The 12,140-nt window shown below is 63.1% G+C and carries 9 protein-coding genes; 3 read left to right on the top strand and 6 right to left on the bottom strand.

All coding sequences use genetic code 11. The annotated features are described in order from the left end of the window. Positions 1-157: 157 nt before the first annotated feature. From ACFFWD_RS15190 to ACFFWD_RS15210, 5 genes are all read right to left on the bottom strand, one after another. Positions 158-946: a DUF502 domain-containing protein gene (locus tag ACFFWD_RS15190; protein WP_376966417.1), complete on the bottom strand. Its 789-nt coding sequence runs from the start codon at positions 944-946 to the stop codon at positions 158-160. A gap of 95 nt (positions 947-1,041) precedes the next feature. Further along, on the bottom strand, positions 1,042-2,868 hold the full coding sequence (glmS, locus tag ACFFWD_RS15195; protein WP_376966419.1) for a glutamine--fructose-6-phosphate transaminase (isomerizing): 1,827 nt from the start codon (positions 2,866-2,868) through the stop codon (positions 1,042-1,044). 278 nt (positions 2,869-3,146) lie between these two features. Further along, positions 3,147-4,397: an adenylate/guanylate cyclase domain-containing protein gene (locus ACFFWD_RS15200; RefSeq protein WP_376966421.1), complete on the bottom strand. Its 1,251-nt coding sequence runs from the start codon at positions 4,395-4,397 to the stop codon at positions 3,147-3,149. Continuing rightward, positions 4,394-4,783, bottom strand: a complete 390-nt coding sequence (locus tag ACFFWD_RS15205; protein ID WP_376966423.1) for a response regulator — start codon at positions 4,781-4,783, stop codon at positions 4,394-4,396. The genes ACFFWD_RS15200 and ACFFWD_RS15205 overlap by 4 nt, the downstream gene beginning before the upstream one ends. After that, a complete protein-coding gene (locus ACFFWD_RS15210) occupies positions 4,780-7,860 on the bottom strand; it encodes a GAF domain-containing protein (RefSeq protein ID WP_376966425.1) in 3,081 nt (1,026 codons plus the stop codon). Before ACFFWD_RS15210 ends, ACFFWD_RS15205 begins: the two co-directional genes overlap by 4 nt. A 571-nt stretch (positions 7,861-8,431) precedes the next feature. Between ACFFWD_RS15210 and ACFFWD_RS15215 the strand changes: the two genes are divergently transcribed. The 3 genes from ACFFWD_RS15215 to ACFFWD_RS15225 all read left to right on the top strand — a co-directional run bounded on the left by ACFFWD_RS15215 (position 8,432) and on the right by ACFFWD_RS15225 (position 10,491). Further along, on the top strand, positions 8,432-9,229 hold the full coding sequence (locus tag ACFFWD_RS15215) for an adenylate/guanylate cyclase domain-containing protein (RefSeq protein WP_376966427.1): 798 nt from the start codon (positions 8,432-8,434) through the stop codon (positions 9,227-9,229). Next, positions 9,226-10,149, top strand: a complete 924-nt coding sequence (locus ACFFWD_RS15220; RefSeq protein ID WP_376966429.1) for a tetratricopeptide repeat protein — start codon at positions 9,226-9,228, stop codon at positions 10,147-10,149. Before ACFFWD_RS15215 ends, ACFFWD_RS15220 begins: the two co-directional genes overlap by 4 nt. Positions 10,150-10,236: 87 nt before the next feature. Further along, positions 10,237-10,491, top strand: a complete 255-nt coding sequence (locus ACFFWD_RS15225; RefSeq protein ID WP_376966431.1) for a hypothetical protein — start codon at positions 10,237-10,239, stop codon at positions 10,489-10,491. Positions 10,492-10,731: 240 nt separating this feature from the next. Here the strand turns inward: ACFFWD_RS15225 and ACFFWD_RS15230 are convergent, their stop codons facing one another. Then, positions 10,732-11,607 carry a hypothetical protein gene (locus tag ACFFWD_RS15230; RefSeq protein WP_376966433.1) on the bottom strand — a complete coding sequence of 292 codons (876 nt, stop codon included), beginning with the start codon at positions 11,605-11,607 and terminating at the stop codon, positions 10,732-10,734. Between the last annotated feature and the right edge of the window lie 533 nt (positions 11,608-12,140).

Genomic DNA, 12,140 nt, shown 5'->3' on the forward strand with positions numbered 1-12,140 from the left:
CGCGACGCTTGACTCACAAAGGCCTCATATGAGGGTGGGCAAAGCGAAGCGTGCCCACCAATCCTGTCGCAGCAAGAAAGGTGGGCACGGCGCTTTCGCGCCTTTGCCCACCCTACAGAGAGCCTCCTCGCAATGACGGGGTGAGAGCGCTCGCTCCCTACTCCACCTTCGCCGGTGCGGGCTGCGCGGCCGGCTGCAGCGAGGTCTGGTTGGCGACCCGCGCAGCGTTGGCCATGCCGGCGAGCGCGGCCGCCCGCTTCTGCGCATCGCCGTTGGCGCCCGGCTGCACCACGCCGGCCGACATGATCAGCGTCGCGGCGTCCTCGGTGCTCATGTCGACCTCGATGATCTTGCTCTTCGGCACGTAGAAGAAGAAGCCGGTGGTCGGGTTCGGCGAGCAAGGCAGGAACACCGAGATGTGCTCCTCCGCGCCCGGCAGGCTCGCCGCCACGTCCGGGCTCGGCGCCTGCGAGATCAGCACGATCGACCACATGCCCGGCGACGGAAACTCGACCAAACCAACGCGGCGGAAGCTCGATCCATTGCCCGAGAACAGCGTCTCGAACACCTGCTTCAGGCCGCGATAGATCGCCCGCACCGCGGGGATCCGGCCGAGCAGCCGCTCGCCGAGATCGACCAGCGAGCGGCCGATCAGGTTAGCGGTGAGGAAGCCGAGCAGCGTCAGCGCGATGACGGCGACGACCAGGCCCGACCCGGGCAGCCCGAACGGCAGATAGGTCTCCGGCCGGTACGCCAGAGGCACGAACGGCCGCACCAGGTTGTCGACCCAGTTCACGAACCACCAGGTCAGGTACAGGGTGATCGCGACCGGGCCGGCGACCACCAGGCCGGTCAGAAAGTAGTTGCGGAAGCGCGCCATCAGCCCGCGCGGGTGGTCGGGAGGCAGTTCGCCTGACGTGACGGGAGGCACTTGTTTGGAGGTCATTCGGGTTCCAGGTCGTCGAAGCGGCCGTAGTCCATTACCCAGCTAAGCCATCCTAGCAGGTTTTTGAAGGGCCTGCGTGACACCCGGCCTTGCGACTATTCGACCGTGACCGATTTCGCCAGATTCCGCGGCTGGTCCACGTCCGTGCCCATCACCACGGCGGTATGATAGGCCAACAATTGGACCGGAACGGCATAGACCATTGGCGCGAACATCGCCCCCATGTCGGGCATCACGATCGTCACCAGCGACGAGACGGTCGCTTCCGCCGCCCCCCTTGCGTCGGTCATCAGGATGATCTTGCCGCCGCGCGCAGCGACCTCCTGCATGTTGGAAACGGTCTTCTCGAACACCTTGTCGTAGGGGGCGATCACCACGACCGGCATGTTTTCGTCGATCAGCGCGATCGGGCCGTGCTTGAGCTCGCCGGCGGCATAGCCCTCGGCATGGATGTAGGAGATCTCCTTCAGCTTCAGCGCGCCCTCCAGCGCCAGCGGATAGCTGGTGCCGCGGCCGAGATAGAGCACGTCGCGCGATTTCGAGATCTCGCGCGCGAGCTTCTCGATATGCGGCTCTGAGGTCAGCGCAGCCGACATCAGCCGCGGGATCTCGACGAGGCCATGGACCAGCTTGGTCTCGTCGGCATCGGACAATTCGCCGCGCGCCTTACCGGCGGCGACCGCGAGCGACGCCAGCACCATCAGCTGGCAGGTGAAGGCCTTGGTCGAGGCGACTCCGATCTCGGGACCGGCCAGCGTCTGCAGCACAGTCTCGCTTTCGCGCGCGATCGTCGAGGTCGGCACGTTGACGACCGCGAGCGTGTACGCGCCCTGCGCCTTGGCATAGCGCAGCGCCGCCAGCGTGTCGGCGGTCTCGCCTGACTGCGAGATGAAGATCGCAAGATCGCCCTTGCGCAGCGGCGCCTCGCGGTAGCGGAACTCGGAGGCGACGTCGAGCTCGACCGGCAGCCGCGCCAGCCGCTCGATCCAGTATTTTGCGACGAAGCCGGCATAGCTCGCCGTGCCGCAGGCGGTGATCGAGACGCGCTGGATATCCTTGAAGTCGAACGGCAGCTTTGCCGGCAGCATGACGCGGTCGGTCGCCATGTCGACGTAGCGGGCGAGCGTATGCCCGACCACTTCCGGCTGCTCGTGGATCTCTTTCGCCATGAAGTGGCGGTAGTTCGCCTTGTCGACCAGCGAGGTTGCGGTCGTGTGCTTGATCGCGTCGCGATGGACGATCGCGTTGTCCTTGTCGAAGATGGTCGCGCCCTTGCGCGTCAGCACAACCCAGTCGCCGTCCTCGAGATAGCTGATCGTGTCGGTGAAGGGCCCGAGCGCGATCGCGTCCGATCCGAGATACATCTCGCCGTCGCCATGGCCGATCGCGAGCGGCGGGCCGTTGCGGGCGCCGATCAACAGATCGTCCTCGCCGGCGAAGATGAAGCCGAGCGCGAACGCGCCGCGCAGTTGCGATAACGTCGCCCTCACCGCCTCGACCGGCTTGACGCCGCCCTTGAGCAGGTGGTCGACCAAATGCAGCACGATCTCGGTGTCGGTCTCGGTCGAGAACACGGTGCCCTTGGCCTCGAGCTCCTCGCGCAGCTCGCGGAAATTCTCGATGATGCCGTTGTGGACCACGGCGACGCGCTCGGTGGCGTGCGGATGCGCGTTGTTCTCGGTCGGCTTGCCGTGGGTCGCCCAGCGGGTGTGACCGATGCCGGTGTGGCCGGAGAGCGGCTTGGCTTCGAGCCGCGCCTCGAGATTCTTCAGCTTGCCCTCGGCGCGGCGGCGCGCGAGCCCGCCGCCTTCCAGCGTTGCAACGCCCGCGGAATCATAGCCGCGATACTCCAGGCGTTTGAGCGAATCCACCAATTGCTCCGCGACCGGAGCGCGTCCAAGAATGCCGACGATGCCGCACATGCGGTTTGATATCCCCAAATCGCCGAAAATTTGCCAAAGCGGCGACACGGTCCCTTAACGGGAATCGCTGGCCGCAAGATAGTCAATATTTATTGCGGATTGCGACAGTCTTAAACCAAAGGATTAATGGCGGGGATTGGTTAATCCTGGCCCGCTCTCCCGCCTTGAATTCCGCTTGGATGCGTCGGGATCCGCGCGAGAGAAGCCCCTCACGATCGAGCGCGCCCCGCCGGCCCGGTCGGTCAAAATGGCGGAAACGGGGCCCACCGAAACGCGACCTAGTCGACATGCATGCGGACGCCCTTTGCCCCATTGAGCAGGCGTTTCAGGTGGAAGCCGGCGAGAGGATCATCCGCATGCAAGCCGACCAACGCAGCAAAAGCCGGTATTGCGGCCGCGTCCCCGGCCTCGAGCTTGGCGAAGGCTTCGGCATATTGCGCCGTGGCCTGCGCCTTGAAACGTTCAGCCGGTAGCGGTTCGTAGGCACGCAACGGCGCGCTGCGCCCGCGCAAGACGAGGTCGCCGATGGGGCGGCCCTGGAAGTTCAATGCGGCATCGGCAACCACCGCGCTGACGCAAACGCGCGTCCCCAGGAACTTGTTTGCTGCTTCAAGCCGAGCGACGGTATTGGTGGTGTCGCCGTAGGCGGTGTAGTCGAAGAAGCGGCTTCCGCCGAAATTGCCGACCAGCGCGGGACCGGCGTGGACGCCGATCCGGGTCGCGCCGAAATTCACGCCCTTGGTCCGCCAACGTGCCCGAAAGGCTTCGGCCCAGGCATCGATGTCTTGCGCACAGACGACGGCGCGAGTCGCATAGTCCGGCTGGTCTCCGGGAGCGTTGAACAGAATCTGGATCGCATCGCCGATCACCTTGGCGACCGTGCCCTCATGCCCGAACACAATCTCGGCCATTCCGCCCACATATTCGTTGAGCATTTCGCCAAGCACGTCGGGTGCCACGGTCTCAACGACGGAGGTAAAGCCGGTGACGTCGGTAAAGATGGCGGCAACATCGCGCCAACGCGCCTCCATGCCGTTGCTATCCGGACTGGCGGCCAAACGCTTGGCGAGCGCGGGGGAGAAGAAGCGAGACAACGAAGCCAGCGCACGCTCGGCCTCCGCCTGGCGGCGCCTTGTCTCGCGCAGCATTTCGATATGGCGCAGCGTCTTCTCGATGGTCGCCTCGAGATCGACGAAATCGATTGGCTTGGTCACGAAATCAAACGCGCCACGGTTCATGGCAGTGCGGATATTGCTCATGTCGCCATAGGCCGAGACAATGACGGTCGCCTTCTTGTCGTCGGCTTCCTGCAGCTTCGCGAGCAGCGTCAAGCCGTCCATCCGCGGCATGTTGATGTCGGAGACCACCAGGTCGATGTCTGGATGCAGCTCGAGTGACTGCAGCGCTTCCAGTCCGTCGCGCGCGAACATGAAACCGACCATCCCCTCGCGAATCTGCCGCCTGAACTTCTGGAGGACCAGTGCCTCCAGGTCAGGCTCGTCATCGACCACGAGGATGGTGGCAGTCATGCGGCCTGCTCGAGCCTTGTATCGATCGCCAGGCGCAGCGCCGCGAAATCGATCGGTTTGGTCAATAGGTCAGTCGCTCCGTTCTCGAGCGCCCTTCGCCTGGTTTCGGCATCGCCGTAAGCCGTGATCATGATAACGGGAACGTCGGGCCGCGCCGCACGCACGATTGGAAGCATCTCCAGCCCGCTCATGCCAGGCATGTTGATATCAGACAGGATCAGAACGAGCGCGGCATCCCTGATCTCGATGGCGCGTTGCAGCGCCACCGGAGCCGACGGCGCAAATTCCATGAGAAAACGGCCGGCGCGCAAATCGCGCCGGAAGTGCTGGCGAAACAGCACTTCGATGTCGGGCTCGTCGTCGACGACCAGGATATAGACGCTCAACTCTTGCCTCCGGTCTGCGTTTGTGCCGCCGCCGCACGCGGCAGCGTAATGATGAATTCAGTGAAGTCGCCCGGCGCGGTATCGACCGCGATTCTGCCGCCGTGCTGCTTCACGATGATGTCGTGGCAGATCGAAAGGCCGAGCCCCGTGCCGTCGCCCGCCGGCTTGGTCGTGAAGAATGGATCGAAGATCTTCTCCCTCACCTCGGCCGGAATGCCGGTGCCGTTATCGCGGATCCGGATTTCCACCCCGCCGCCGAGGCTTCGTGTCGTTGCGCTCAGCGTCGGTTCGAAGCCGTCCCCCGCTATCTCCCTGCGTTTGGTGGCTGCGTAGAATCCGTTTGATATCAGATTGAGGAAGACCCGCGCGATCTCCTGCGGGTACAGATTGATCGTCCCCGCGGCAGGATCGAGACTTCGCTCAAGGGTGATATTGAATCCCGGCTTTTCTGCGCGCGCGCCATGGTAGGCCAGGTTGAGGCTCTCCTCGACGATCGCGTTGATGTCGGTGGGACGCCGCTCGCCAGACCCCTGGCGTGAATGCATGAGCATGTTCTTGACGATGGAATCGGCACGTTTGCCGTGGTGCACGATCTTCTCAAGGTTGCCCTGCAGCATCTGCGTCAGTTCGTCGACGCCCTGCCTGGCTGTCTCGTCGAGCCCGGCGGAGCGGAGTGTTTCACTGAGCTCGTCGATCAGTTCCGACGAAAGCGACGAGAAATTGTTGACGAAGTTGAGCGGATTCTTGATTTCATGCGCAATTCCGGCGGTGAGCTGGCCAAGCGAGGCAAGTTTCTCCGTCTGGATCAGGCGGTCCTGCGCCGTGCGCAAGTCATCCAGTGATTGCGACAGTTGCCTCGTGCGCTCGCGCAGTTCGTTGAGCAGCCGGGCATTCTCGATGGCGATCACGGCCTGGTTGGCGAAGTTTGCAACCAGCTCCGTCTGCTTTGCGGTGAAGGGCTTCACCTCCTGGCGGAAAATCGTGATCGTGCCGATCAGCTCGCCCTCCTTCAGCATCGGTACGATCACGAGCGACCGTGCTCCGCCGAGATCGGCGAGCGCGCGGACGTTTGGATGGCCGTCCCGATAGGGCGGCTGGGTCCGGAGATCCTCGATCTGGACGGCGTGGTGGGTCCGCTCGATCATGCTCAGTCCGCTTTGCGGATGCGGCTCGATCAGTAGGTGGAGCTGGGCGGACCTGCAGGCTTCGGGCACGTTGTACAGCGCCACGGACCGGAAGCCGCCCGGCTCATACATGGTCATTTCGCCAAAACTGGCGCCGCAGATCCGCGTCGCATTTTCGAGCATCTTTTGGAAGACCGGCTCGAGGTCGCCCGACGAAGCGCTGATGATTTCGAGCACTTCAGACGTCGCGGTCTGCTGCTCCAGCGATTCGGAAAGCTCGCGCGTGCGCTCCTGCACCTCCTCAAACAGGCGGACGTTGCCGAGCGCAATAACGGCCTGATTGGCGAAAGTCTGCAACAAGGTGATCTGCTTGTCGCTGAATGGGTTCACCTCGGTACGACGAAGCACGATTGCTCCGATCCCCTCACCTTCGCGCAGCAGCGGTACGCCCAGGAGCGTATGGACGCCATCGCGGCGCGACAATTGCTGGGCTGCCGGAAATTCTGCGCCTTCATCGGAGAGCACGTCGTGCAGATGGACCGGCGCGCCGTCGGCAATCGAGCGGCCCGATACGGAATCCCGGTCATTGACCCATCTCTGCCGGTTGACCGGTATCGGACCTCGATGCGCGCTGACGACGAGGTCCGCGCCGCTCTTCAGGACAAGCAAGGCGTCATAGGCCTCGCATAGCTCGCAGGCGCTTTCGACGATCGCTTTCAGGACCGGACCGACATCGGTCGGCGAGGACGCGATGACCTTAAGGATGTTGGCGCTGCCGGTCTGATAGGTCAGCGCCTCCTGTAGATCGCGCGTCTTGGCTTGCAACTCCTCGAACAGACGCGCGTTTTCGATCGCAATCACCGCCTGATCGGCGAAGGTCGCAACCAGCTCGATCTGTTTCTGCGTGAACGGCTGCGGTCGGATGCGCGCCAGAAAGATCACGCCGACCACCTCCGCTTCGCGCAACAGCGGGACGCCAAGCGCGGTTCGGTATCCCGCGACCGTTTGGGCATCATGTCGGGTGTAGCCGGGGTCAGCCAGCACATCAGCGATATGGACGATCTGCTTGTCGATGACGGTGCGCCCCACCACACTGCCTCGATCGATGCTGATCGGATGCGACTCGAAATACTCCAGATTCTCGCGGGAATAGCCGTATCGGGCTGCAGCGCGATAGACGTTGCCGCTCGGCAGGTGAATCAAAGCGCCCTGTGCTTCACAGAGCAGCGTGGCGGATTCGACCAGCGTGTCGAGAACGGCCTGGAGGTTAAATGTCGAGCGGGTGATGACCTTGAGAACCTCGGCCGTCGCCGTCTGCTGCTGCAGCGATTCGGTCAAATCGCGCGTGCGCTGCCCGACCTCCTTGAACAGCCGCGCGTTCTCAATCGCGATCACCGCCTGGTCGGCGAAACTCTGCTGCAGCGCGAGTTCTTCGTCGCTGAAGGGCGACAGGCGGTCGCGATAGACCACCAGTACGCCAACAGCCCTGCCCTCCCGCCGCAACGGGGTGCCGCAGATCGTCCGCGTCCCCGCCGCACGGGCGCGTGGGATGCCGACAAAATCCGCCACGGACGGATCAGGACGGTCGAGATCGGGAATGTGGATTTGCCGGTTGTCGCCGATCACGGCATCGGGAAGATTTCGGCCGCCAACCCGGATTGCCTCGAGGGGGGCGGCTGAACGCACATGTCGCGCACTCGTGCCGAATCGGAATCCCCGTCCCCATTCGCCGTCTTCGGCGAGTTGGATCTGAACATCGGCTGCGTCGAACAGGCGAGCGCTCGTTTCGGCGATCTGCTTCAAGGCGCGTTCGGCATCGCCCGATGCGTCCGCAATGGTCCTGAGGATGTCCGCGCTGGCGTTCTGGTGTTCCCGCGCAGCCCGCAGCTCGGCCGACAGCCGGGCGTTCTCCTGTTTCAAATCTGCCACAACGTCCTGCGAAAGCGCGGGCATCGGCAAAAAATCCACATCAATGGATGGCGGCACCGCGCCACAACCTGCAGCAGTTTCGTCCGGAGTATTTCACTTCGCCGCCCGCCCGACCAGTCATACTTTGCCCAAGGGTAACCGGTGCCGGCAATGAGCTGCAACGCGGATCGGCCGGATATCACCCCGTCCTTTGTCCGGCGTAGCTCGACGAGCGAAGGCGGACACGTCGCGCAGCCTGTCACCGGGCGCGGATTCACACGACCCGTTGGCTCGCAATGACGATGTGGAGGCGGTGGGCGCGACGAATCACCCGACGGGCAGAATCGCTGAAAATTTGCCAAGGCGGCGACACGGTCCCTTAACGGGAAACGCCGCTCTCAAGATGCTCAATAATTATTGCGAATTGAGACAGTGCAAAGCGCGAGGGCTAACACGCAGGCTGGGCCGACTTGGGCGTTGGCCTACATCCTGTCCCGTGTGACCGATTTCGGCCCGGAAAGCAGCTAGCGGAACAACCAGCTGCTGTGATTTGATGCCGGCAGTTGATTTTGAACATAGGGGGGCGGCCTTGCCCCAGGAGCGTGTTCAACGGCGGTTGGCGGCCATCCTGGCCGCGGATGTTGTCGGCTATTCCGCGCTCATGGAGCGGGCCGAAGAGGCCACCTATGCGGAGATCGGCCGGCTGAGGCGCGAGGTGATCGAGCCTGGCTTCGGCCGCCACCAGGGCCGCCTCATCAAGACCACGGGAGACGGCATCCTCGCGGAGTTCGCCAGCCCGCTGGCCGCCCTCAAATGCGGGCTGGAGATTCAGGATCACCTCGCCTCACACCACAGCGCCCTTCAACTGAGGATCGGCATCAATCTCGGCGACGTGATCGTTGACGAGCAAGGCGATGTTTACGGAGAAGGGATCAACATCGCGGCCCGCCTCGAAAGCATTGCCGACCCGGGCGGCATCCTGATCTCCGGCAAGGTCCACAGCGAGGTCGAGGGCAAGCTGGACGCATCTTTCGAGGATCGCGGCGAGCAGCAGCTCAAGAACATCTCCAGGCCGGTCCGCGCCTACGCCGTATGCGCGGGAGTGCATGGCGCGCTGACTGAGGGACCGAGTGCGGCCCCTCCGCTTCCCGACAAGCCGTCGATCGCCGTGCTGCCGTTCGAGAACATGAGCGGCGATCCCGAGCAGGAATATTTTGCCGATGGGATGGTTGAGGAGATCATTACCGCACTTTCGCGGTTCAAATGGTTGTTCGTCATCGCCCGCAATTCGAGCTCCACCTTCAAGGGCCGAGCGGTCGATATCAAGGAAGTCGGGCGCAGGCTCGGCGTGCGCTACGTCCTTGAAGGGTCTGTGCGCAAGGCGTCGGGAAAGTTCGCATCACAGGGCAGTTGATTGATGCGGTGACCGGCGCGCACATCTGGGCGGACAGATTCGAGCGTGACCTGACGGACGTGTTCGCGCTCCAGGACGAGGTCACGGTCGCCGTCGTCTCAGCCATTCAGCCAAAGCTGCTCCAAACCGAAATTGCAGTGGCGGTGCGTCGGCGGCCGGAGAACCTCACCGCCTATTATCTTTTTCTTCGCGCCATGCAGCAGTTCTACCTGACGACCCGCGAAGGTGTGGCCGAGGGGGTCAGGCTGGCTCATCGCGCCTTGGAGCTCGACCCTCGGTCTGCTTTGGTTGCGGCTCTGGCAGGTGTCAATCATATGCAAAACATCCTTTATGGCTATGCTGCCGATCCTCAGTTCGACCGCAAGGAAGCCGTTCGGCTTCTTGGCGTGGCAATGAACCTCGACGATGGCGATCCGGACACGTTGGCATGGACTTGCTTAATCTCGGCGTTCATGGTCGGCGATTGTGAAAGTGCGATCGAAATGGCCGACCGGGCGGTCGCGCTCAACCCCAATTCATTTAGCGCATGGAACGGCAGAGGCTGGGTTTACAGAGTTGCGGGGCTGCCGGAGGAAGCGATCCGAAGCTTGGAATGCGCCATTCGCGTGAGCCCGATCGACCCACGGCTACACCTAACGTTTGTCGGGATGGGGTTTGCCTTTATCGAGCTTGGTCGCTTTGACGAGGCCATCGTCGCAGGGAAGAAGGCCCGACGTCAGAACCCCTCGTATTCGGGAACTTACCGCTGTCTCGCGTCCGCTTTCGCCCATCTCGGACGCGACGCTGAGGCGCGTGAGGCGGCGGCGCGTCTGCTTGAGCTCGATCCCGCCTTTACAATATCTGCGTGGATCGCTCGGGGCGGGCAATCAAACGCAAAGCTGCTCACGGAGGGTCTTCGGAAAGCGGGCTTGCCCGAGTGAGCGCGCGAAAGCCGATAACCGGATCGAGATCTCCTTCACCTGACGGAAGACCTGAGCTAGCTTGGGCCGTCATTAGAGGAAGATTCGATGCCGACCGATAATGCTCCACCGACGGTCAAGCCGTTCTGGCGCCGCGGTCTTGCCGGCTTCCTCGACTTCCTGACGGTGTTCTTCGTCGGCGGCTACGTCATCGGCGCCGCCACCGGCCAGACGACGAAAGACGGCTTCAGCCTCAATGGCGGACCCGCGCTGCTGCTGTTCGCGCTGATCGCGCTGTACTTCTATCTCGGATGGAAGGTGCTCGGCGGCACGGTTTGGCAGCGCATCCTCAAGGCGCGGTAGAGGTCATCAGCTCCGGCAGGTCGCAGTTCGAAATCACTGATTTGGGTGATTTGTCCAGCCCTTCCGCACTTGTCAGTGGCGCAATCAGCGTCCATCGCATCTCGACCTAACACTCGTGACGATCGCGAAGCGTCCCTCAGGCGCAAGAGCGCAATGTCTTTCGCGAACGACGGTGACAAACAAGCCCGGTCTCGCCGGGGGCAGGCGAACCGTCAGAAATCTCAGAACCGCCGATTCACTTCAGCGCGCGCCCTTCGGCTTCGAACCCAACAGATCGTGCGTCCCGCTGACGCTCAGCGTTCCCGAGCACTCGAACCCGCCGAAAATTCCGCAGGAGCCGGTCACCGTGACGCGCAAGTCCTTGCGCTGGTACAGGTCGACCGAAATGCCCAGGCGCGAAAAATCATTCGCGCTGTTCGGCAGGATCAGGTCGATGTGTTCGGCCGCCCATTTTGGTAGCCCCAGGCTGGTCTTCCAGAACAGCTCGTTGCCGGCGTGGTGCGCGAAGTTCGGCCCGACCGTGAGCGCACCGTCGACGCCCTCGAACACGAAGCCGGTTTCGTCGATATGAACGTTCACCCGATCGGGCGCCACCGCGAAATGCAGCGAAGTGATGTCTTGCGGCTTGGGATCCTTGCCGAATTGCGCGCTGTAGGCGTCGCTCCACTGCCCGCGGTCGCGTCCGAGCCCAAAGCCGTGCCGGCCCGGGAGGTCTCGCGTCGAGAGCGGCCTGTCGGACAGTTGTGGGCGCCAGATCTCGCGAAAGCCCTTGCCGATCGTCGCGGCCATCGACAAATCGAGGGCCCAATGCGCCGGTTTCTCCGCGCTGCGTCCTTCGGCGAACGCATCGAACCCGTCCGCCGTCTTGGCGACCCGCAGCTTCTCGATCAGGCCTTGCCAATCCTTCGCCAGGAAGGTGACCCCGTCGAGCGTGTTCGTCGCGGCCGCAACACCGTATTTCTTGAGCTGGTCGCGGATGTAGGGCTTTTCCTCATAGAGGCGCACATCCGGGTTAGGCCCCGCGAAGTATTGCGTCAGATCGATCTGCGGCCGAAACATGGTGAGCCGCGCCGCGATCTTGCGGTACGTGTCGGTCATCGTGGGGTGGGTGCTCACCGAGCCGCCTCGCGCGTCGCTTGATCCCCATTAGTCTAGCCCGAAGCGGTCCGGGTTCAATTCCGGCGCGCTGTCGCGTTGCCTCCGCCGGCGTGTGCCGCTTGCAGGGCATTTGAAGCACAAGGCCTTGGGTGCAGCCCGGCAGGCAGGCTGGACACGACGAAGGAACCGGGGTCGCCCCTTGGCATTGATTTGCCCGACGACGCAAGTCCCGGCGATCAAAATATTTCTGTTTTTCTGAATGGAAAATCGGTGTATGAATTCGCCCGTCTCACCCGCTTGAGGGGCGCTACGCGATCGTCACGAGTGTTGGGTCGAGATGCGGTGGACGCCGAGCGCGCAACTGACGAGTGCGTGCAACGCGGACGGCGAAGTCGTGTGGTCCTGACGCCCCAGTGGCAGGTGTCTCCTCGCAAGACGCGAAACGTCCTGCGAAGACGGTGACAAACAAGCCCGGTCTCGCCGGGGAGAGCACGAAGGAAGCCGTAAAACCATCGCGCAGGGAAAGCCGAAGTGTTTTCCGGTTTCACCCG

Origin of the sequence: Bradyrhizobium erythrophlei (assembly GCF_042430365.1) — a bacterium.
In the GTDB taxonomy this organism is placed as follows: Bacteria; Pseudomonadota; Alphaproteobacteria; order Rhizobiales; family Xanthobacteraceae; genus Bradyrhizobium; species Bradyrhizobium erythrophlei.